Below are 24407 nucleotides of genomic sequence, written 5' to 3'. Positions count from 1 at the left end.
CAAACGACCCCTTCACAGCTAAATTTCATTGCTATTATTTCCTTGAATGGAGTAAATATGCTAATAGAAAGGTGAATTAGATGAAGCAACTTCGGCTAAATCATCTAATAAATGGGCACTTGTTTTAGTAAACACCTATAAAAAAAGAAAGCAATCCACAATTGCTTTCTCAAAACACCAATTAAACTGTTAATTCCCTATGTTGCTTTACTTTCTCACTTTTTTCCTTAATAAGGAAACTACCTATCAAACCGAACAAGGAGAAAATGACCGGAATGATAAAACCGTATTGATATCCGGAAACCGAATGAAAATGGTCTAATATTTTTCCAAAAATAGTTGGTAAAAGGACTGCACTTAAAAATCCCCCGGTATTTGCAAAGCCTGAGACAACTCCGACCACTTTCATTGGAAATGACTGGCGAACGACTGCAAAGGTTAAGGCACTTGCTCCATTTCCAAAACCAAGGAGAAAGAAAAGAATGATGACCATATTAAATGGTGGCTTTCCACCATAGAATAGAAAGGTCACCCAACTTATAAAAACGATCAGATGGGCTACGACATAAGGACGTTTAAGGGAATCTAAACGACTCGAAATCCAACTAGTTAGCGGTGCACCAATGATGGCTCCGAAAAGGCCAATCATAATTAGTTCGCTTGCATGAGAACGTGACATGTCATATACATTCATCCCATAGGGCACTGCCCATGAACCGATAAAACCAACATATGTACCCATAATACCAAAATGGCATAAGAAGGTTGCCCATGCTTGACGGTCTGTGAAAATGCTACGCAACAAGTAATTGTTATTTTCGTGTACATGGTCTCTTTTTATAGTGTTAGAGTTAAATGACATTTTCTTTGGTATTTTCACGAGCACAAAATAAAGACAAGCTCCAAAGATACATAAAAGAATGCCGACTGTAAAAAACGGTACTCTCCAACCAGCTATGTCAATCCATGCAGAAAAGGGAACGGTTGCCATCAAGAAACCAAGACTCCCGGTCATCCCTGCAAGACCTAGTAGACTAACAAATTCTTTAACTTTGAACCATTGACCGATGATCAGAACCAAATTAACCCAAATGGTTGCATCACCCATCCCCACTAACAATCTTGCCAGCAGCAATACCATTTCATTTGGGGCAAGACTATAAATGAATGTACCGAGACCATTCAAAAGGGCACCAAAAATAAGGAAGAGATTAGGGCCGAAACGGTCAGATAAAATTCCAATTGGAATTTGTAAGCTTGCATACGCTAAAAACTGAATGCTAGCCAGTAATCCAATGGTCGATGCTGACACATGGAAATCCTTCATTAATTGATCGGAAATTAATCCGGGGGCAGTTCTTTGACTTACGACGAATAAATAAGTTATTAAAACCGAAGCAAAAACAACCCATCTATATTTGCTATTTTGTTTCTCCAAAATATCTCTACTCCTGTTTGTTCATATTTCTAATATAGTATACTCTATATTTTTACTATATTGGTGTTCGAAATCCCCTGATGGCGCTTACAATTTGAAATATAATAATTAATTAAATTTGTTATGAACAAATGAAGACAAATTATTTAGTAAGTTGACCAAAAAAGAAGACCATGGCACAAATGCCAAGGCCTACGTGACAATTCTAGAAATTTTATGAGTATTCCAGCTTGTATTGCCGATCCAGGATTTTGTATAGGTTCGTTATTCATGTATTAATTATACCTCCCAATCGTGATATAGTAGCTGTTTACGGTAATTGTATCGTTTTGATATGCTCAAAATTTCGAATAATGGCTTCCCCTTCAGCTGTGACTAATACCGCTTTGTTATTTCGAACCTTTTGAAGAAAGCCAATTTTTTCGGGATTGTCACCACCATCTAAGATCACAAGCTTATTTTCAAATTTCTTCAACTGCTCTTCAAATGACCTCGCTAATGGAGACGTTACAGGATTAAGGGGTAAATATTCATTCGAAAGAGAATACGGGGTAGTGTTTGGTGGATATGGAATTATCCATTTTACATGCTTCATGGAAACAAAAATTGTTTTGTATATAGGGGAGTGAAAGACAAAATAGTCGTTCATGATACTAGTAAAATAGCCATGAATCGCTTTATTTCCCGTTACGTAAACTTGGACAAACATACCTTTAGCGATCGTTAATACTTTTCGCAAGGATATGACTTCTGAAGATATTGGTGTTTCTGCAGGAGGTTCATAAGAAGTATCATTTTCTCTAATGGTTTCTTTTAATCTTTGAATATGACCAAATGGGATATAGAAAAAGGTATTGGTGGTGCCTTTATATAAAACAATGATGTCCAACCCATAATCAATGAGGATTCCATGGTGAAAGATGTCTCCTGATATTTCAACCTCGATATATTTACCAATTAAATCTGTAAAATCGATTAACATTTTTATTCTCCTTTTTTCTATTGTTGAAGAACTCCGCCAAATAGCCAATAAACCCAGTAAAATAAGGTAATGTAAACAATACCGCAGGTGAAATGACAGCTGCATTGATTTTTATATACTTAGACCAAGTGATTCGTAATTTCCCAATGCATCTACATTAACGTAGCCAGTGTACCCATTTGGAGTACGACCTTACCTCCACTATTTAAACATCCGCTCATGTTCCTACATCCCATCTATCCCTCTTGTCAGCTTGTACTTTATCTATATGTGTCCGTCTAAGACTTGCCTGGGTTTGTACCCGATTAGCCAATTTTTAGCTAGAATCTATAAGCAATATCAAAGGGTATTTGCCATGCTTATCCATGCTTTGAATGAAAAAGATGATGTCCTTTAATGGTCTATCCTCTGGATTAACACTTAACGAATTGGACCATATTTTCGGCTGAAGGGTCTGATACTTGTTTTTGGACATTCTCAGCTCTTCATGGAAACTTTGGTGATTAATTCCTTTCGATTATTTTTCAAGTTTTCTTACAAATATTTAATTGACATCAATTTAGTTTTTGTTATATTATCTAACGTAACATGTTATAAAACCTAACATAAGAAAAGGGTGATGATTGATTGTGAAAAAAATTGAAGCGATCATAAGACCTGAAAAGTTAACGGAAACCATTAAAGGATTAAAAAATATCGGTATTACAGGCTTTACGGTATCCCAAGTAGTTGGTCGGGGAAGGCAGAAGGATACTCAAGGCGTTTATCGTGGAAAAAATTACAAAGTAACTCTGCATCCAAAAGTGAAATTGGAAATCGTCCTATCGGATTATATGGTGGAGCGGACCATTAAGGCGATTGTCGAATGTGCCCAGACTGGAGAAGATGGAGATGGAAAAATTTACATTTATCCGATTTTAGAGGCGTACAACATTCGAACGGGCTTAACTGACTTTGATATTGATGATTTAGTGAACAAGGAGGGCTGACTTTCATGAAGATGATCTATTTAAATTCAGTTTGGGTGGTATTGGCTGCCGCTATGGTCCTGTTCATGGAAGGGGGATTTAGTTTACTAGAAGCTGGCTTAGTTCGAACAAAGAACGCCGTCAATGTTACGATGAAGATATTTGTTGATTTAACCATCGGAGCGCTAGCTTTTTGGCTGATTGGATTTGGGGTTATGTTTGGAGAGGATTTCCACGGATTATTCGGTACCACATTATTTGGTCATCCTGAAAATATCCATCTCTTAATGCAATTGCCAAGTGCTGCCTTTGTCCTGTTTCAAATGGGATTCGCAGTAGCCTGCATTTCGATTGTTTCGGGAGCGGTTGCTGAACGGATGAACTTTAAAGCCTATATATTAACTGCAGCCCTTATTTGCATGGTGTTTTATCCTCTCTCAGGCCACTGGATCTGGAGCAGCAATGGCTGGCTGGCGAAACTGGGAATGAAGGATTTTGCTGGTTCAGCAGCCATTCATGCGGTAGGTGGATTTGCCGCATTGGCAATGGCAAAAATACTCGGACCGAGAAAAGGGAGATTTAATTCCGATGGCAGTACGAATGTATTTGCACCAAGTAACATACCATTGGCTTCAGCTGGGACGTTTATATTGTGGTTCGGCTGGTTTGCCTTTAACACGGGCAGTACTTTAGATGCTTCTAATCAAGCGTTTGCCTCGATTGCCATTAATACAATGTTAGCCGGAGCAAGCGGAGGAACGTCTGCACTGTTTTTAACAATGAAGAAATTCGGAAAAACTGACCCAAGTATGATGATTAACGGAGTATTATCAGGTCTCGTTGCCGTGACAGCCGGATGCGCCTTTGTTTCCGAATGGAGCGCTATCATCATAGGCGCTATCAGCGGAGTGATTGTGATCTATGCAACGCTATTGGTGGACAATTTGAAAGTAGATGACCCAGTGGGGGCGGTGGCCGTTCATGGTTTTAATGGAGTGTTTGGCACCATTGCTGTGGGTTTGTTTGATAAGTCCCAAGGTCTTTTAACCACCGGGCATTTCTCACTATTTTTTGTGCAGGTTTTAGGAGCGGCAGTCGTAGTTATTTGGGGGCTTGTTGGCGGTACGATAATGGCAAAGGTTTGTGAACGAACAGTGGGCTTGCGCGCTAGTGAACGGGAGGAAGACGAGGGGTTAGATATGTCCTACCACGGGATTCCAGCATATAATGAACTAGAACGCTTCGCAGATTTACCATCAAGCTTGTATAATTTTGAAGAAACGACAGGGATCACGGTTGCTCCAGCCCCCGCTAAAAAATCTATTTAAATGTAATTTTGTTAAGATTCTAAAAAGATCTGATTTCCTTGATATTTTATTAAGTATTAGAAAAACGAGGATATCAATGATTAAAACAATAACTCTTATATAATATTATAGTTTTTATAAGAGTAAGATCTAAAAAAATAGATACAAGCAAAAACATTGCTTGTATCTATTTTTTTGTACAACATATGTCCTCATTTACCACAACATTTGTATTGGCTCTTATAAGCCATTTAATGATTTCATCGACCTTGTAAGCTTAAAAGTAAGCGTAAAAATATAAGGGCTATTACACTTATTTTGCTCAATGTTTCACAATATGTTCATGGACTATTAAATTGAAAACGCTTATATTTATAGTGTAGATAGAAAATATATTAAAAGTAAATTTACACTACAATAGGAGGGGAAATGACCTATGCCGATGACAACCTTTAAAGCTGCTGCTCATTTACAGAAGGGTGTTCAAGTCAAAGCTAAATCTCGTAATTTTGAGGTAACTATTGATGAGCCAAAGGAATTAGGCGGAACGGATACTGGTATGAATCCTGTGGAGTTGGCTTTGGCAGCATTAGGTGCTTGCCAAGCCATCGTAGCTCGTGTGTATGCTAGAAAGTTCAAAATAGAATTTGATGATCTATGGATTGATCTGGAAGGTGATCTTGACACAGATGGCTTTTTGAATAAATCTGATGTTCGTCGCGGTTATTCTGATATTCGTTTTAACTTTCATATTGCAACGGATGCACCTAGAGAAAAAGTTGAAGAGTTTGTAGCGTTTATTGAAAAGACATGCCCGGTTGGAGATACCATCGCGAACCCAGTGAACATAAAATTAAATGAGATTATTTTAGAACCAAGAAAGGCCTATGTGTGAAAATAAAAAACTAATTTCCGATTTTTGGGGTCAGTCCCCCGCTACTTTAACGGAGCGGGGGACTGACCCTTTTTATCCCGTCTTGTGCTTGTCGCCGTTAGTCGGGCACCACGCGCGCATAAAATTTTAGACTTCGAGAATTGTCTAGCTCCAGCGCCTAGCCCTACCAAACTTATGTTCTGTATTATAACAAAAGCATATGTGGGTTAAAAGCGGTATTTTATGGAACTGTTGTTGTTGCACATGAGGTCATAAAGAGGGCTAATTCATAAAAAAATGGTACACCACTTTATTTCTGTGATGTACCAATAATCATATAACCTATAATATTATATGTATTTGATTGATACTGTAAGGATTTTATGCATTCTTATTACTCAGACTTACAGTATAGGTGAGCAGATCTTTTTGTTTTTTTGGAATTTCTCTGTTAAACTATGAAATTTTAAAAGAAAACCATAAGTGTACCACCAAATGCTCCTGCTAATACGATAATCCAAGGAGGCAGCTTCCAAAACACTAGCATACTAAATAAAATAGCCGCTAAAGCAAAATCAACAGGTGATAAGATGGAACTCGTCCATATCGGATTATAGAATGCTGATATTAAGATCCCAACCACAGCAGCATTTACCCCCATTAAAGCTCCCTTAATTTTTGGATTGTGTCGTAAAGAATTCCAAAAGGGTAAGGTTCCAAAGATTAATAGGATCGCAGGTAAGAAGATGGCCGCGGTTGCAACGATGCCTCCTAACCTGCCATGCATTACTGCACCAAGATAGGCAGCAAAGGTAAATAACGGACCTGGTACTGCTTGGGCAGCTCCGTAACCAGCTAAAAAAGTCTCTTTGCTTACCCAGCCAGTAGGGACAAATTCTCGTTCAAGTAATGGTAAAACGACATGGCCGCCGCCAAAAACTAATGAACCTGATCGATAAAAGCTGTCGAACATGGCTATCCAGCTAGAAGAGGTCATTTGTCTCAAAATAGGTAAAAAAATCAGTAAGCCGAAAAATAATGCTAAGCAAAAAATAGCGAATCGTCGGGAAATAGGAAATTGGACTTTAGAATCAACATTTTCTGATTGATGTTTATATAGAAAAAAACCAATGATTGCTGAAATAACAATTACACCTACTTGTGTGAAAGCGGTTTGCCACAAAAGCGTACCCACCAGAGCAAATAAAGCAATCGCTTTTCTATTTAAATCAGGTGTAAGCTTTTGAGCCATACTTATAATCGCCTGGGCTACAACTGCTGCTGCCACGATTTTTAAACCATGGATCCAACTGGCATGGGTAAGATCAAACTGATGAAGTAGCAAAGCAAATAAGATAAGGGCGACCACAGAAGGAAAGGTAAATCCAATAAAAGCAACGATTCCACCTAGGGCGCCTGAGCGCATCACGCCAATCCCAATCCCTACTTGGCTGCTGGCCGGACCAGGTAAGAACTGACATAACGCAACTAAATCAGCATAGCTTTTTTCATCCATCCATTTTCTTTTCCTGACGTACTCCTCATGAAAATAGCCTAAATGGGCGATAGGCCCACCGAACGAAGTGAACCCAAGCTTCGTTGAAACGAAAAAGATTTCTAACAGAGTTTGAATCATCCTATCACCATTTCCATTACATATTCGATTACAAAACAGTTTCACCTATAGATAAGACCTTCAATTGTTCCACCGGAAGCTTTCGCTTTTCCCATTCACTAAGTAAACGCTCCAAGGCTTCAGGTCCGGTATCATCTGCCAAACGATAGGCACCGTAATGCATCGGAACAAATACCTGTCCCTTTAATTCTAGGAACGCTTTCACACTGTCCTCCGGTGAAATATGGGAAACAGCCATAAACCATTCCGGTTCGTAAGCGCCAATTGGCATAAACACCACATCAATCTGAAATCGTTCACCAATTTCTTTAAATCCCGGAAAATAGCCCGTATCGCCGACAAAATAAAACGTTTCCTCTTTATTTTGAAAAATAAACCCACCCCAATGTGAAGTATTCATATCATTTAGGGTCCTTCTCGTCCAATGCTGGGCAGGGACAAAATGAATGCGGATTCCTCTATGTTCAATATTTTCCCACCAATTCATCTCTGTCACCTTTTGAAATCCCTTTTTTAAAAATAGAGACTTCAAACCGATAGGCACAAAATAATGTGGGTTTCCATTTAATTTTTTCAAGGTAGGGAAGTCCAAATGGTCGTAGTGTCCATGAGAAATGACAACGACATCAATTTCCGGCATTTCAGCAAGAGGAATTCCAGGTTCTGTTAATCGTTTTTGCAATCCCATCCGTTTTGCCCAAACAGGGTCTGTTAATATATTTAGTCCGTTCATTTGTATAAAGAAGGTAGAATGTCCAATCCATGTATACGATGTGAGGTGCTTGTTTTCGAGAATCTCGTTTATCTTCTTATGTATGGCATGAGGAATATTAATTGATAAGTCTTTTACTTTGCTTCGTCTTTCTTTGTTCCATTTCAGCAAATCCTTGAATGTATTGTTGTTTTCAACATTGTTTAGATTAGAATACCTTTTTTTCATATACTCCCCCTAATCGTTACTGAATTTATTATAACAATATGGATGTGGTGCATCAAAAATGAGTAAAGGTTTGTAAAATTGGAAATCTTTAAGAAAAGTGGTGAATTGAAAAGAATGTTTACAAAAAGTTTATCGTAAAAATGTTATGTAAACTTAAAACCTCTTTTATAGTTTTTCTTTCATGATAGGGTCGATGTGATCCTGATCAAATCGCACTTTGTAGGTACAATTACCCCAATAAAAATAAATAGAGGATACTAGAATTTCAAATTATTACGTGGATTCGTTAGTTCTTTTTAATACAAAAATAAGCTAAAAATGCAGGAATACTAGAAAATTACCCCAATTTACAAAGGATAAAATTAGGAGTTATGATAATGCTAGTTTAAATATTTTTTATTTTCTAAAAATAAATTAATAGAATCTAATATATTTTCTTCATCTTACGAAGATCAAAAATGAATGGAGAGGTGTGGTCTAGTGAAGAAAGTACTAAAAAACATAGTGATCGTACTCCTTCTTTTTGGATCTATATTTGCTTTTGGCGGCTTCTTGTCCTTCCTACATTCAAAGGGGGATATTGAAAAAGTTCCAAGTATTTTTGGATTAAAGCCGCTTACCATTTTGTCGAACTCCATGCATCCAGCGTTTAATGCGGGAGACATCGTTTTGATCAATGTAAATATGGAACCTAGTGTTCACGAGATTATTACCTTTAAACATCCAGATGGAATGTTAATAACACATCGAATCATTGAAAAAGAGAAAAGAGGAGGGAAAATTTTCTTTAAGACAAAGGGGGATAACAACAACGTTGCGGATGAGATAGCTGTTCCGCGGTCAAGTGTCGTTGGGGTAGAGCAATTTGTGATCCCAAAGGCAGGCTATATTGCAAAGTTTGTTTCGGGACCTCTAGGATTTTTCCTATTGATTGTCATGCCACTTTTACTTGTAGTAATCTATGAAATTTTCAAATGGATGGGATTAGTTGGAAATGAAAAAGAACGATTAGAAGGTTAATGGATTCACGGAAGGAGTGAGGACGGATGCCAACCTAGTCCATTCATAATTTATTCGTCTAAATATACTTTAGGGAGAGAAAAATATGAGAAAATGGCAAAAGACTTTAATTGGATCCGCCTTAGCTGGAACACTTGTTGTTGGTGCTGGAATTGGTACATACTCTTGGTTTACAGCTGAGAGTAAATCAGCAGGTACGATTGTAAATGGAACATTTTCATTAGGTGAATTGCAGCCACTTTTTAATCATGATCAATTTGCACCTTCTCAATTATTATTCAGCGATTGGAATACCATTAAAAATACTGGGAGCATGGATCAAGTTTTGAGAGCTACATACTCTCATAAAATTGATCATGCGAACGTGAACATTAATAAATACAAAGTAGGGTATATTGCACTTAAATATAAAGAAAAACCAAATGGCGATGTTCTAAAAGATTATAAATATAAATTAGATGCTCTCCTAAACGGTACGACAAATCCTATTAGTAGTTTTGCTAAAGCTGACCCTTCTAATTACGAAGTAGAGACAGGGGTATTATCTGATAGTGAAGTACAAAGCTTAATGAAGGCAGAGGGAGATAAGTCGAGTAAAGTAATTACACTGGGTGATGGAAAGAAATTCTGGAAATTGAAAACAGATGAATATATCGACATCATCTTTGGTGTCAAACTAAGTGAAAATGCAGGAAATGACTACCAAGGTGTGAAATACGATGCAGAATTCAAAGTTGAAGCGAAACAAACAGATAATGGGGCTAAATATCAATCCGAATTATAGGTAGTTAAAGGAGATAATAAGGGCAGTTGTATGATCCTACAACTGTCTTTGTTCCTTAGGAGGATATATGAATAGAAAATTTACAGGTCGATTAATTCTAGCAGTTGCATTTATTTGTACTATTCTTTTTATCCAATCAATCCCGACATCATTTGCATGGTATCAAGCAAGTTCAAATGCACATGGACAAATTGTAAATGCCATGACATCTGATTTAATGAATATTAACTTAGGAAAAGTAGAATACAAGCAAAATGGTAAGATTAGTGTGAGTGTAACCGTAAAAAATATCTCTCCTGTTTCCATTCCATTGAAGGTAGAGTGGTTACTAAACAATGAGGTGATCAACACTTCATCGACTCAACTAAAGCAAAAAAGTAGTTTTGTATCAAAGCTAGATGATGTCCAATTTCCTTCATCATCTCAAAATAGCCTCAAATGTAGGATTGTTGGTTTCAATGAAGGATATATTTCTGAAACAATGTCGATCCCACTTGATCAAGGAATTGCCAGCGAGGGTGCAAATAATAATGAATCCAAGCCTTAAGACATTATTCTTAATGTAGGATCTAATCTAAAGTGTACATAATTTAATTAATTCGATTGTATAAATAATATTGCTCGGAACCATTTTTACATCAGTCATAAAATCTAATCCAAAAGGGAAGCCTTGAATTAACCTATGTAAGGAAGGATGATATGGCTATGAGAAGGTGGTATCATTATTTAATATATAGTTGTCTTTTGTTTCTAATAGGCTGTGGAGTGAACGATACTCAAGAACACCAGACAATAGGGGAACATAGAGTAAACAAGGGGGAAGAGGTCATGACAAGAAATATTTATATTGACCCGGAAATTGATCTGAATAGTGCAAAAATGGTGGAAATCATTATTCACTTTAAAACGGAACCAGCTAAGGTTGCGGTTGCCATTGCTGAAATGAGTGGGATCCCCCTTTCTTTGGATAAAGCTAAGCAGGATGTAGAAGATAGTCATTCTCGCTTTCAAGCAGATGTTCAAAAGTATTTAGGTCAAAAACAAATTCCTTATTCCATTACCCACACCTATAAAACTGCATTAAACGGTGTAGCAATGAAGCTTCCCGGAAATGAAATAAAAACATTATTACAATCTGGAGAAATTGCTGCTATTTATCTAAATAAGGAAATTCAGCTAAATCCACCACCACAGCCTGAATAAAAAGACTAAGCAAACGACAAAAAGCGGTCTACATTACATAGTCCGCTTCATCCTTTTTTCATTTCATAGGTGTCTACATAAGTGTTTCTACTATCATAACGAAACTATAGCAAAACGTGATAGAGGACAAAGATCAAATTTTTATTAAGGATTGTGCAACGGTAATCGCTTTATCGATTTGCTGTGTATGAGAGTAATGAGAAAAAAGCCTTTTTTCATATTGCTCAGATAACCAAAATTGTCCATTTTGTTTAAAAAAAGGAATAGCTATTTCATTAATATATGGATAAAGGGAGATATGATCCTCTATTTCATAGTAAAGCAAAGTAAATAAAATGGAATAAAGAGGTTCATTTGAATGTTTCGCAAGCGACATCCCCTCGTCAACAAGCTTCATTAATTTGTTTTTTTCTAACAGATCCCCTTCATTGCTACTACGAATATAACCCGAAAATGATAATAAAAAAAATGAAGAGTTTTTCTCCCAAGACTGCATTGCTTTATAATAGATTTGTTGTGCCTCAATTAGCTCCCCACGACGATAATGATTATATGCCCAATTATGAAGTAGTTTTGCCTTTTTATCATGAAAATGAAAAGTTTCACATGTTTGAATTAAAGATTCATACTTAGCGATCGTGTCCTGAAAATTTAAATACTCGTTGTCACCTATTTGAACTAGCATCACTGTTTCTGTATCGATAACCCGAACAAAATTATTCATGGATTTAAAGTATTCTAGTACTTTCTCGGCATAATAATACGCCAAAATTTTTGAGTCTATAGAATGATAGGCAAAGGCTAAATTATAGTAATATTCAAGGTTATGATAGTGGTCCGTATTAATCGTTTTTAGGACGTCGATTGCTTGAAAATAATCCTTTTTCAAAATGTAATAGATTCCTAAAACATGCTTTAATAAGTTTATTTCATATAAGGGTAATTTTGACTGGTTTTTTTGAATTGGTAAGATTAACTTTTTGGCTTGCTCTACATTACCTTGTAAAAGATAATATCTTGCTTTTAAGAGATGAAACTGGTCTTGATAATCAGATGCATAGAGGATGGAACATTCTTCAAGCTCATTGATCGTCGCTTCAGCCTCTTCTAGTTTTTGCATGATGATGGAATTATGTAACCGGTGAAGATGTTTTTCAATCCCTTTTAGACGCTCTACCTCTTCCTGAATATTAATCCCTAGCCTTTTGGCTAAAAGGGTGGTGATTTCGGAAGAATATTCCGTTATCCCGCGTTCAATTTTACTAACATGTGTAACAGAGCAAATACCATTACCAAGTTGTTCTTGGGTTAGATTTGCTTTTTCACGAAAAAACTTAATGATTTTCCCCACATTCATATTCCCCACCATCCTTTTCTCTAAAAATTCCCTATTTCGAATCACGTCTATTCATGTAGTTATAAATCTTACTATGTATATTATCAGAATATTCAAGTGGATAAAGAAGAATCTTGTCGAGTGACTTATCCTTTTAAAAAAAACTCATATAATACTATTTTTTGTATTTGTGTTGGAAATTTATTCCTGTTTTTTAGTTTTAGAGTATCATTTTAGTGGAAAAACCCCAATTTTTTTTGACGAATTCCTCCGTTTTTCCTTAAAAAGTTTGAAGAAAAGGTCGATTTTTGGGAAATTCTTCAATATCTAGTAATAATGGCCTACGAAAAAACCCCAATAGCTGATTAATAGTAAAATTATTATAATACTTATTGTAATATTCCTAATTTTTAGTCTAATAGAAAGGAGTTTTTTTACTATTGTTATTAACTATATAGAAAGAAGGATGCAGATGAAAAAGAAATCTTTATTTAAACGTTCACTAGCCATTACCTTAACAGCAGGTTTGTTGTTATCACCTGTTAACCCGTATTTCACTCCGAAAGCAACAGCTACTAGCTTCAAATCAGAAGACATCCTTGCCTCGCTTACACCAGAACAAAGAAAAGCCTTAAATCAAATAGAAATGACTGATCAAAAAGGTCTGCAAGGATTCAGTAAAGATGAGTTAAAAAGCGATAATGAGATCGATGTTATCGTTCAATTCCAATCGAAACCTGGAAATGTAGCGGTATTAGATGCTGAGGTCAAGGGACAAAAGCTTTCGAAACAACAAGCAGATGACCAAGTGACAAAGGAACATGCTCAATTTGAAAAGGACATTCAGTCACTTCTTCCATCTAGTAATCTTAAGAGCAAGACGGTAGATCATAAAATTACCTCCGATTATAAAAGCGCTTACAATGGGGTAGCGATGAAACTACCAGCAAATCAAGTTGAAACACTTTTAAAATCCGAAGTGGTAAAAGCCATTTATAAAAATGAGGAAATTAAGACTGATCCGATTGCTTTAGGAGATGAGAATGGATCAAGTAGTAGCTCTGGTACTTCGGTTGAAAGTCTATCCTACTTAAAAGTTGATAAGCTTCACCAAGAAGGGATAACAGGAAAAGGTATTAAAGTGGGTATAATTGATACAGGTATTGACTACAATCATCCGGACCTAAAAAAGGTTTTTAAGGGCGGGTATGACTTCGTTGATAAGGATAATGATCCAATGGAGACGACTTACGCTGACTGGCAAAAATCTAAAAAACCAGAATTTCAAAATGGCTCCGCCTACTACACTTCACACGGAACTCATGTGGCCGGAACGATAGCTGGACAAGCAACCAATAAGGATATTTCTGTAAAAGGAGTAGCTCCTGATGTGGATCTTTATTCGTATCGTGTTCTTGGTCCATATGGCAGCGGTACTTCTGATAATGTCATTGCAGCCATTGAAAAATCGGTGGATGATGGCATGGATGTCATCAACCTATCGCTCGGAGCATCGGTAAATAATCCATATTATCCGACAAGTACAGCGATCAACTATGCGGTCCTTAGCGGGGTAACAGCAGTAGTAGCTGCAGGTAATAGCGGTCCTGGTGATTATACGGTAGGTTCACCTGGTTCAGCAGCACTTGCGTTGACTGTTGGGGCAAGTGATGTACCTATGAACATTTCTACTTTTAAAGGGAAGATTGGCACGGAAAATGGGATTGACCTAGTCGGCATGGCACGTCACTTTTCAGATCAATTAAAGGATTGGGAAGGAAAATCCTTGCAAGTAGTCGATGTTGGATTAGGGTATAGCAATGATTATAATGGTAAGGATGTTAACGGAAAAATTGCCCTTGTGGCCCGCGGAGAAATTGCCTTAGCAGACAAAGTGAGCACAGCGAAACAAAAAGGTGCTGCTGCCGTACTCCTTTATAACAATGTCGATGGACAAATCAATGTCAATCTTGGTGAATCAACTACATTTGTACCGGCCTTTTCGATAACAAAGGATGCAGGAGATAAGATTAAAGCACAGCTTCAAGCAGGTCAAACAACCTTTACATTCTCCAATTTTGCGGTTACGCAAACACAAGGTGATCATTTAGCAGACTTCAGTTCACGAGGCCCAGTAAGACAGACGTATGGCATGAAGCCAGAAGTAACAGCGCCAGGAGTTAGTGTTCTCTCTACTGTACCTTCTTATATGGTAGACCCTAAGAATCCAGGAAACTATCAATATGCTTACGCTCGCTATTCTGGAACATCGATGGCTACACCATTTACGACAGGTGTCGTAGCGTTAATGCTTCAAGCAAATCGAAAATTAAAACCAGAAGATATCAAAACAGTGCTAATGAATACAGCCGATCCTCTCAATGGAGACTATAGCGTTTTTGAAGTGGGTGCAGGAAGAGTCAATCCATATAAAGCTGTGCATGATGGAGCAAGCTTCCAAATTATCGACAAAACCCTTATTCCTGGTGCAGAAAATTTAGTGGAAGTAAAAAACTTAACGGGCGGACTTAGCTTTGATCATGAATTGGTCGATAAAAATTATCTAATCAAAAAGTCGATTAATGTAAAAAACAATGAGAATAACAATAAATTATTTTCAGTTTCGATCAGTGAAGGAAAAGGTTCCAATAGTTTGAAACAAAATGGTATCGTGCTAACGATTCCCAACAAAATTGATGTAAGGGGCAATGAAGAGAAAAAAGTGTCCGTAAATCTGCTTATTCACAACAAGGCAAAGGCGGGCTTTTATACAGGATATATTACGCTGACAAATAAAGCGAATTCATCCGAACAGTATCGGATTCCGTTCAACTTCCGCATGCTGCAAGAAGGATTTAATAAAGTGGATATTTTAAATCCGGAATATTCACCAGGATATTTAAACGAAAGTAGCTGGGATCCATATCGTCAGGTTTTTGTACTTGCTACGATTAACTTAAGTGCCCCAATGGATAAAATGGATGTCGTCCTTCAAGATGCGAAAACAGGGAATGATCTTGGACTTATTGGAACCGCTAATTTGAAAAATCTTTCTGATAGTTACGATTATGGAACATTAGCTTATAGGGATGTCTATTATAAATTTACCGGTGATCCTAAACAACCTATTTCATCAGAACCAAGCAATGCCCCAGAGGGTCATTACAAAATAAAATACATCGCTACAGGTCTCTCAGGAAAGGTGATTACGGAAACACGAGATCTATGGATTTATCTCGATCCACCGAACTTTACAAGTTCACTGGATGGAAATTCGCCATTTATTGAATACAAACCAGGTCAAAAGACGTACCCATTTGAAATTCAAATCACCGACCCATTGGTAAATGAAATGAAGAAAAACGGAGTCAATGTCGATCAGTCATCGAACTTTGTGAATTATTACTGGGGTGATTGGGGTTTTCCTGGTACTGTTCATATGGATAAAGACGGAAAGTTTGTTGAAGAAATTGCTATGGATGAATCCGTCCCTGCCCTTCAGTTTAGGATGGATGGATATAATATGGCAGGAAACAAACAACTTACAAAGCAATATTGGTTTGTAAAAGAAGGTACACCTGTTACTTATCTTACGAGTGACCGTACTTCAGCCAAAACGGGTGAAACTGTCAAAGCTCAATTAGTTTTAGATAATTTAAAGGATGTATCCAAGGCGGAATGGACCTTAACGGATCCTTATAGAATGAACGCTTTACAAATTGTTGATGCCAAGCTTTCAGATACACTCGTTGGAAAAGCTAACCTAAATGTTCAGGATAATAATATAACCGTTCAATTTAATGAACCAAGTGGGGAATTGGATCATAAGGCAGTAGTTGATGTTACATTAAAGGTATTAGATAATAAATTTAACACTTTCGGGTATATCACTCCGACTGTGAAAGTAACGGATGCAAATAATCAAAACATTTCGGTGCAAGCTGCAAATTTCTTAATGAAACTATACCCGCAGTTTAACAGGGTAACTGGTTATGTAACACCAAAGGGATTTTATATTGGAGATCCTAATAATGGTGGCACCATGGCCAAAAAAGATTGGTCAAAAGTGGGGGCTAGCGTTAAGCTGATCGATTCGAACGGAAAAGAGTTTGATGGTTCTGCCTCCATCAATAATAGCGCAATGTATACGTTCGAGAAGGTGCCTTTAAGTAAGGATCCATATACAGTTGAAATGAGGGTTCCGGGCCATTTTGTAACAAAGAAAAAAGTAACTTTAGGTTTTGTACACAATGACACATTATTCGGAAAATCTCAATCTATTACATCTCTAGATATTACTGCAGGTGATGTGAACCAGGATGGCGTGATCGATATCCTTGATGCGATTGAAATTCAAAAAGCATGGAAAACCAACAACCGGGCAGCTGATATCAACTTTGATGGAGTAGTCGATGAAAAAGATATGAAATTTGTACAACAAAATTATCTCAAGCAAAACCCGTCTCTCGAAAATGCTCCACAGCCACAGACTAGTTATGATGGGAAGACACTAGAAATGATCTTAGCTGAATTGGGTATTAAACCATAACGAATAGAAACTCCATTTAAACCACTTGATTTCTGAATGATTCAGAATCAAGTGGTTTTTTTTCGGATTGTCTAGCTCCAGCCCCTAGGGGCTCGGGGTCATAAGCCAATCCAAAGAAGGTTAAAAACCAACCTTCAAGCCGGCTCGTATTATGCCTGTTGCCCCTGATCAAGGCGCTTCTGCTTTTCTTAATTATTCCAATACATAACCCCTAATTTCAGAGAAGGAGTCAACCGTTTTTCCCTTTATAAATAAGAAGAAATAAAATACAAGTTTAGAAATTTTCTAACATTTGGTCATAAAGACCTATCAAAAAACCCCAATAGCTGATTTTTAGTAAAGTTATTATACTATTTATTGTAATATTCTAAATTTTACATAAAAGAGAGGAGGTTCTTTCTAGTTTAATTAACTTTATAGAAAGAAGGGGTGCAGATGAAAAAGAAATCATTTTTTAAACGTTCAGTAGCTATTACCTTAACGGCTGGTTTGTTGTTATCACCTTTTAACCCGTATTTCACTCCGAAAGCATCAGCTACTAGCTTAAAATCAGAAGACATCCTTGCCTCGCTTACACCAGAACAAAGAAAAGCCTTAAATCAATTGGAAATGTCAGATAAAAATGGACTCCAAGGTTTCAGTAAAGAGGAGTTAAAAAGCGAGAATGAGATGGATGTTATCGTTCAATTCCACTCGAAACCAGGGAAGGTGGCCGTATTAGATGCGGAGGTAAAAGGAAAGAAGCTTACGAAACAACAAGCAGATGAACAAGTGACAAAGGAACATGCTCAATTTGAAAAGGACATTCAGTCTCTTCTTCCAACTAGTAATCTTAAAAGTAAAAAGGTAGATCACAAAATCACCTCCGATTATAAAACCGTTTACAATGGGGTAGCGATGAAACTGCCAGCAAATCAAGTAGAAACACTCTTAAAATCCGAAGTGGTAAAAGCCGTTTACAAAAATGAGGAAATTAAGACTGATCCGATTGCTTTAGGAGATGAGAATGGATCAGGCAGTAGCCCTGGTACATCGGTTGAAAGTCTCTCCTATTTAAAAGTTGATAAGCTTCACAAAGAAGGGATAACAGGAAAAGGCATTAAAGTGGGTATAATTGATACAGGTATTGACTACAATCATCCGGATTTAAAAAAGGTTTATAAGGGCGGGTACGACTTCGTTGATAAGGATAATGATCCAATGGAGACGACTTATTCTGACTGGCAAAAAACTAAATATCCAGAATTTCAAAATGGCTCCGCCTACTACACTTCACACGGAACTCATGTGGCAGGAACGATTGCTGGACAAGCAACGAATAAAGATATTTCCGTAAAAGGCGTGGCCCCGGATGTGGATTTATATGCATATCGAGTACTCGGTCCATATGGCAGTGGAACTTCAGATAATGTCATTGCTGCTATCGAAAAATCGGTGGACGACGGCATGGATGTCATCAACCTTTCGCTCGGAGCGGGGATAAATGATCCATATTTTCCGACAAGTACGGCGATCAATTATGCGGTCCTAAGCGGGGTTACAGCAGTAGTGGCGGCAGGTAATAGCGGCCCTAAAGATTATACGGTAGGATCACCTGGTACAGCCGCGCTTGCATTGACTGTTGGGGCAAGTGATGTTCCGATGACTATCTCTATATTCAAGGGGAAGATTGGCACGGAAAATGGGATTGACCTAATCGGCATGGCACGTCACTTTTCAGATCAATTAAAGGATTGGGAAGGAAAATCCTTGCAAGTAGTCGATGTCGGCTTAGGGTATAGCAATGATTATACTAATAAGGATGTAAACGGAAAAATTGCTCTTGTAGCCCGGGGAGAATTCGCCTTAGCAGACAAAGTCAGCACAGCGAAACAAAAAGGAGCTGCAGCAGTACTCCTTTATAATAATGTTGCAGGACAAATCGATGTCAATCTAGGTGAAGCAACTACCTTTGTACCGGCATTTTCGATAACAAAGGATGCAGGAGAAAAGATTAAAGCACAGATTCAAGCCGGTCAAACATCCTTTACGTTCTCCAATTATACGGTTACGCAAACAAAAGGTGATCGTTTAGCAGACTTCAGTTCACGAGGTCCAGTAAGACAAACGTATGGCATGAAGCCAGAATTTACAGCGCCAGGAGTTAGTGTTCTCTCCACTGTACCTTCTTATATGGTTGATCCTAAGAATCTAGGAGACTATCGATATGCCTACGCTCGTTATTCCGGAACATCAATGGCTACACCATTTACGACAGGTGTCGCAGCGTTAATGCTTCAAGCAAATCGAAAGTTAAAACCAGAAGATATTAAAACAGTGCTAATGAATACAGCCGATTCCCTAAATGGTGATTATAGTGTCTTTGAAGTCGGCGCGGGTAGAATCAATCCATATAAAGCTGTGCATAATGGTGCAAGCTTCCAAATTATTGATAAGACCCTTATTCCTGGTGCAGAAGATTTAGTGCAAGTAAAAGCTTTAACGGGCGGACTTAGCTTTGATCATGAATACGTAGATAAAAATCTTCTCATCACAAAATCCATTAATGTAAAAAACAATGAAAATGGCAATAAATCATTTTCTGTTTCAATCAGTGAAGGAAAAGGTTCCAATAGTTTGAAACAAAATGGTATCGTGCTAACGATTGCCAACAAAATTGATGTAAAGGGCAAAGAAGAGAAAAAAGTGTCCGCAAGTCTTCTCGTTCACAACAAGGCAAAGGCGGGCTTTTATACAGGGAATATTACGCTGACGAATACAGCGAATTCATCCGAGCAGTATCGGATTCCGTTCAGCTTCCGCATGTTGGAAGAAGGATTTAATAAAGTGGATATTTTAAATCCGGCCTATTCTCCAGGTTATTTAAACTCAAATGACTGGGATCCAAATCGTGAAGTTTTTGTACTTACTACGTTTAACTTAAGTGCGCCAATGGAAAAAATGGATGTCGTCCTCCAAGATGCGAAAACAGGGAATGACCTTGGACTTATTGGAACTGTAAATTTGAAAGGTGCTTACGATAATTACGATTACGGATTAATAACATTTACCGGGGGTTACTATAAATTTACTGGTGACTCTAAACAACCTGTTTCATCAGAACTAAGCTATGCCCAAGAAGGTCATTACAAAATAAAATACATCGGAACGGGTCTCTCTGGAAAGGTGAAAACAGAAACACGAGATCTATGGATTTATCTCGATCCACCTAGCTTTATAAGTTCACTGGATGGGAATTCGCCATTTATTGAATACAAGCCAGGTCAAAAGACGTACCCATTTGACATTCAAATCACTGATCCATTGGTAAATGAGATGAAGAATAATGGAGTAAATGTCGATCAGTCATCCAACTTTATGGTTTATTATTGGGGCAATTCGGGTTTTCCTTCTTATCCTCTTAATATGGATAAGGATGGAAAATTTGTTGAAGAAATTGCGATGGATGAATCCGTTCCTGCTCTTCATTTTAGGATGAATGGATATAATATGGCAGGAAACAAAGCACCTGAAAAGGAATATTGGTTTGTAAAAGAAGGAACACCAGTTACTTATCTTACGAGTGAGCTTAATTCGGCCAAAACGGGTGAAACGGTAAAAGCCCAATTAGTATTAGATAATCTAAAGGATGTATCAAAGGCGGAATGGACTTTTAAGGACTTTTATGGAATTAAAACCCTTCAACTTGTTGATGCTAAGCTTTCAGATACGCTTACTGGAAAAGCTACCCTAAATATGACCGATAATAATGTAACTGTTCAATTTAATGAACCAAGTGGGGAATTGGATCACCAGACAATAGTTGACGTAACATTTAAGGTACAAGATAAAGAATTTTATACTTTCGGGAAAATCACTCCGACTGTGAAAGTAACGGATGCAAATAATCAAAACATTTCGGTGCAAGCTGCAGATTTCTCAATAACAGTAAACCCACAGTTTAACAGGGTAACGGGTTATGTAACACCAAAGGGATTTTATATTGGCGACCCTGACCACGGCGGGTACCCTGCCAATAAGGATTGGTCAAAGGTAGGAGGGACCGTTAAGCTGATCGATTCTGACGGTAAAGAGTTTGATGTTACATCCTCCATCAAAAATAGCGGAATGTATACGATTGAGAATTTGCCATTAAGTAAGGACCAATACACAGTTGAAATGAAGGTTCCTGGCCATTTCTTGACAAAGAAAAAAGTAACAATAGGCTTTGAGCACAACGGTACATTATTCGGACAAAATAAATTTATCTCAGCTCTTGATATTACTGCTGGTGATGTGAACCAGGACGGCGTGATCGATATCCTTGATGCTATTGAAATTCAAAAAGCATGGAAAACCAACAATCGTGCAGCTGATATCAACTTTGATGGAGTAGTCGATGAAAAAGATATGAAATTTGTTCAACAAAATTTTCTCAAGCAAAACCCATCTGTAGAAAATGCTCCACAGCCAAAGAAAAGTTATAATGGCAAGACGCTAGAAATGATCCTAGCAGAATTGGGTATTACTCCATAGTCGATAGAAACAAATTGAAAACCACTTGTTTTCACTTTACTTATAGTGATCAAGTGGTTTTTTCTATATTAATCCGATAATCAGATACTTACGGATCTGATTTATACAACATTTTAATAAAAAGGGGTTAGAATCCCTATAAGCGACCGTTTTTTGGATTTCCCTCTGGTTTCGGTAGCTTAGAACCTTTATAAGCGACCGTTTTTTGGATTTTCCACTGGTTTCGGTAGCTTAGAACCCCTATAAGCGACCATTTTTTTGATTTCCCTCTGGTTTTGGTAGCTAAGAACCCTTATAAGTGACCGTTTTTAAGATTTCCCTCTGGTTTTGGTAGCTAAGAACCCCTATAAGCGACCGTTTTTTAGATTTCCCTCTGGTTTCGGTAGCTTAGAACCCTTATAAGCGACCGTTTTTTAGATTTCATTCTGATTTTGGTAGCTAAGAACCCTTATAAGCGACCGTTTTTTTGATTTCCCTCTGGTTTTGGTAGCTTAGAGCCCTATAAGCGACCGTTTTTTGGATTTCTCTCTGGTTTCGGTAGCTAAGAACCCTTATAAGCGACCGTTTTTTCGATTTCATTCTGATTTTGGTAGCTAAGAACCCTTATAAGCGACCGTTTTTTGGATTTCCCTCTGGTTTTGGTAGGTTAGAACCTCTATAAGCGACCGTTTTTTGGATTTCATTCAGATTTCGGTAGCTAAGAACCCTTATAAGCGACCGTTTTTTGGATTTCCCTCAGATTTCGGTAGCTTAGAACCCCTATAAGCGACCGTTTTTTTTATTTCATTCTGATTTTGGTCGCTTAGACCCTTTTTCTTTGCCATTATGGTTGTCTTTCTTTTTTATTGAAGATAAAACTGTAAACTGAACCCATGCGTCCCTGTTTTTTATGTCCCGAATCCATTGATAAACATTTTGTAACCCTAAGAAAACCGAAACACATACCCCGCTAATTAAAACAAAGAGTGCAAAATATTCAACTGGATTATAGGTCATTATGTGGCTCCATTTAATTTTTCCGTCAAAATCACTGATGACAAAACTCATTCCAAACATTTGGCCAATGACAGAATAGAGAGTTAGGATTAAGAGCAACAGACTATCTTTTTTGGAATTTGCATTTTCCTGATATTTGAACAAACTATACAGTGTTTGTTTGGCATCCTTATATAATAATTCGATATTGAACGTTGTCCTTAAGATGTTATAAATTTCTCGCCCTTGGGATTGTGACGCTATTTCCGTAAAATAGTAATTGGCCGTAAAAGAATTAATGGAATAAATCAATTTTTCCATCTTCTTTGTATCTTGTTCGAGATATAATTTGGCAAAGGAATGGGTGACCTTTAACAAAACTATTTTATGAAAGAGATTAAGTAACAGCCCATAATAGTATTCTCCGTATACTTTACTTGCTAGCTGTGAAACCACACTTTTATTCTGATTTGTTAAACATCCAAAGCTATGTTCTTCCATCGTAAAAAAAGTATGAGGGGCCCAGCGATGAAAGCCGTGCTCCATTAAATAGTTATCTATATATGGGAGATTATTGGCACTAACATAAGGACTTCCATCAGGTGTCAGCCCACTGAGGCTAATGCTACGATATACATCAACAGAATCAATGGTCATGTTTTCTTCTAAAGAGATCAAGGATTGCACATACATTCTAGCATCTTCAAAAAATGGAAAGGTTTCAAAGTACGTATTTTCTAGGTTTTTCATCCCAAAGAAGTCTTCCAAACCATAAAATAGAGTATCAAAAATAAAATGTTTGATTTTCTTCTCTATTTTCCCTTCCCATTCTATTTGGGTATGTAAATCTTGCTTATTTCTCGGCTCAATTACTCGGAAACGGGCTGCAAACTCAATTGCATCGGATAATGACGTATTATTTACTTCAGTGCGAATCGTCAGAAACCCCAGTTCAAAAGGACATAACGTGATGTCAATAGAGTGTATTTGAAACGGAATGTGAATGTGATCTGTAGTAAAATTACCCTTGATGTTAAGGGGTTTAGAGTATCTTTGAATTCCTTTTTCATATTCAGAATCTGGAAACAGAATAGTCTTGGTAAAAGGAAGATAAAAATCTCTCATGCAACGGTGGGAAACATGATATTGTCCATAATACGAATTCTCGTCTTCTTCATGATCCAATTGAAAGTGTTTAAAATGATGTTTCTGTAAAAAGTGAAAGATATGTTGTTCGCTCTCATGGTAAAACGAAAAAGGTAAAATAAATTGAAAAAGGGCAACTTCCACGTTTTTTTCTTTAATATTTATTTCCTGCATCGGTTGGTGTTCCTTTCATTATACCTGTCTAACACCAACATGCCCGAATCTGTTGAAAACTAAACAAAATAAAGAAAATCATCTATTGAACTTAAAAATGAAAAAAGGTAAATAAAATTGGTTTATCTATACCCTATTGGATGCACCACCAAATATGACAAGCATATGATATAAAAAGGTGGTGATACACAATGGGTTTTACACTTTCAGATTGGTTGGTCTATACCATGATGGCTGTATTTGGACTTATGATAATTGATTTTGTTATTGCATTTATAAAAACTTTCTGGAAAGGCTCTTTCAATCTAACATTTATGTTAGATTACTTGAAGGATGTTCTATTCTACGTCGCGCCACTATACATTATCGTAACATTAAGTTCCATTGATCCGACAGGATGGATCATGAAAGTATTTTATATTATTCTAGGTATCGCAGTATCTCTAAAATATCTAATGGATATCGTAAAAAAATTTAAATAATAAGTTCAGGGCCTTCCGTAATTGGAAGGCTTTTTTCATTAGAAAGAATATTGATTTAGTGAGCTGTCTAGCTCAATA

At 37.2% G+C, this 24407-nt stretch carries 16 protein-coding genes; 10 read left to right on the top strand and 6 right to left on the bottom strand.

Features of this window, described 5'->3' with window-relative positions:
• Window positions 1–181: 181 nt before the first annotated feature.
• Together BN1082_RS03535 and BN1082_RS03530 are read right to left on the bottom strand one after the other, a co-directional pair.
• Window positions 182–1438 carry an MFS transporter gene (locus BN1082_RS03535; protein WP_090630929.1) on the bottom strand — a complete coding sequence of 419 codons (1257 nt, stop codon included), beginning with the start codon at window positions 1436–1438 and terminating at the stop codon, window positions 182–184.
• 310 nt (window positions 1439–1748) lie between these two features.
• The gene (locus BN1082_RS03530) at window positions 1749–2420 is read right to left on the bottom strand and encodes a DUF2642 domain-containing protein (RefSeq protein ID WP_090630926.1); all 672 of its coding nucleotides are present in this window, start codon (window positions 2418–2420) and stop codon (window positions 1749–1751) included.
• A 629-nt stretch (window positions 2421–3049) separates the two neighbouring features.
• Here BN1082_RS03530 and BN1082_RS03525 point away from each other — a divergent pair.
• The 3 genes from BN1082_RS03525 to BN1082_RS03515 all read left to right on the top strand — a co-directional run bounded on the left by BN1082_RS03525 (window position 3050) and on the right by BN1082_RS03515 (window position 5590).
• Entirely contained in the window at window positions 3050–3409 is a 360-nt protein-coding gene (locus BN1082_RS03525; protein WP_090630923.1) for a P-II family nitrogen regulator, read from the top strand.
• Window positions 3410–3414: 5 nt separating this feature from the next.
• Window positions 3415–4716, top strand: a complete 1302-nt coding sequence (locus BN1082_RS03520) for an ammonium transporter (protein ID WP_176699631.1) — start codon at window positions 3415–3417, stop codon at window positions 4714–4716.
• 415 nt (window positions 4717–5131) lie between these two features.
• On the top strand, window positions 5132–5590 hold the full coding sequence (locus BN1082_RS03515; protein WP_090630920.1) for an OsmC family protein: 459 nt from the start codon (window positions 5132–5134) through the stop codon (window positions 5588–5590).
• 445 nt (window positions 5591–6035) lie between these two features.
• Here BN1082_RS03515 and BN1082_RS03510 read toward each other — a convergent pair whose 3' ends face one another.
• Entirely contained in the window at window positions 6036–7205 is a 1170-nt protein-coding gene (locus tag BN1082_RS03510; RefSeq protein ID WP_090630917.1) for a chromate transporter, read from the bottom strand.
• 28 nt (window positions 7206–7233) lie between these two features.
• Window positions 7234–8145: an MBL fold metallo-hydrolase gene (locus tag BN1082_RS03505; RefSeq protein WP_090630914.1), complete on the bottom strand. Its 912-nt coding sequence runs from the start codon at window positions 8143–8145 to the stop codon at window positions 7234–7236.
• Window positions 8146–8625: 480 nt separating this feature from the next.
• Here BN1082_RS03505 and BN1082_RS03500 point away from each other — a divergent pair, with 480 nt between their 5' ends.
• The 4 genes from BN1082_RS03500 (at window position 8626) to BN1082_RS03485 (ending at window position 11152) form a co-directional block, all read left to right on the top strand.
• Window positions 8626–9165 (top strand): signal peptidase I, encoded by a 540-nt coding sequence (locus BN1082_RS03500; protein WP_176699630.1) that lies wholly within the window; start codon window positions 8626–8628, stop codon window positions 9163–9165.
• 85 nt (window positions 9166–9250) lie between these two features.
• The gene (locus tag BN1082_RS03495; protein ID WP_090630908.1) at window positions 9251–9949 is read left to right on the top strand and encodes a hypothetical protein; all 699 of its coding nucleotides are present in this window, start codon (window positions 9251–9253) and stop codon (window positions 9947–9949) included.
• A gap of 67 nt (window positions 9950–10016) precedes the next feature.
• Complete coding sequence (locus BN1082_RS03490) at window positions 10017–10496, top strand: hypothetical protein (RefSeq protein WP_090630905.1); 480 nt, start codon at window positions 10017–10019, stop codon at window positions 10494–10496.
• Between the two features lie 281 nt (window positions 10497–10777).
• The gene (locus BN1082_RS03485) at window positions 10778–11152 is read left to right on the top strand and encodes a protease inhibitor I9 family protein (RefSeq protein WP_090630902.1); all 375 of its coding nucleotides are present in this window, start codon (window positions 10778–10780) and stop codon (window positions 11150–11152) included.
• Window positions 11153–11285: 133 nt separating this feature from the next.
• Here the strand turns inward: BN1082_RS03485 and BN1082_RS03480 are convergent, their stop codons facing one another.
• Complete coding sequence (locus BN1082_RS03480) at window positions 11286–12509, bottom strand: helix-turn-helix domain-containing protein (protein ID WP_176699629.1); 1224 nt, start codon at window positions 12507–12509, stop codon at window positions 11286–11288.
• 451 nt (window positions 12510–12960) lie between these two features.
• Here BN1082_RS03480 and BN1082_RS03475 point away from each other — a divergent pair, with 451 nt between their 5' ends.
• Window positions 12961–17037, top strand: a complete 4077-nt coding sequence (locus BN1082_RS03475) for a S8 family serine peptidase (RefSeq protein WP_090630897.1) — start codon at window positions 12961–12963, stop codon at window positions 17035–17037.
• Between the two features lie 435 nt (window positions 17038–17472).
• The gene (locus BN1082_RS03470) at window positions 17473–21552 is read left to right on the top strand and encodes a S8 family serine peptidase (RefSeq protein ID WP_090630896.1); all 4080 of its coding nucleotides are present in this window, start codon (window positions 17473–17475) and stop codon (window positions 21550–21552) included.
• A gap of 783 nt (window positions 21553–22335) precedes the next feature.
• Here BN1082_RS03470 and BN1082_RS03465 read toward each other — a convergent pair.
• Window positions 22336–23847 carry a hypothetical protein gene (locus tag BN1082_RS03465; RefSeq protein ID WP_090630895.1) on the bottom strand — a complete coding sequence of 504 codons (1512 nt, stop codon included), beginning with the start codon at window positions 23845–23847 and terminating at the stop codon, window positions 22336–22338.
• A gap of 191 nt (window positions 23848–24038) precedes the next feature.
• On the opposite strand from BN1082_RS03465, the gene BN1082_RS27275 reads away from it, so the two are divergent.
• Window positions 24039–24329: a hypothetical protein gene (locus tag BN1082_RS27275; protein WP_090630894.1), complete on the top strand. Its 291-nt coding sequence runs from the start codon at window positions 24039–24041 to the stop codon at window positions 24327–24329.
• The last annotated feature ends 78 nt before the right edge of the window (window positions 24330–24407 follow it).

This window comes from Neobacillus massiliamazoniensis, assembly GCF_001048695.1.
GTDB lineage: Bacteria > Bacillota > Bacilli > Bacillales > Cytobacillaceae > Neobacillus > Neobacillus massiliamazoniensis.
Note: the sequence above shows the minus strand (reverse complement) of the source record. Positions and strands in the feature narration are given on the sequence as shown.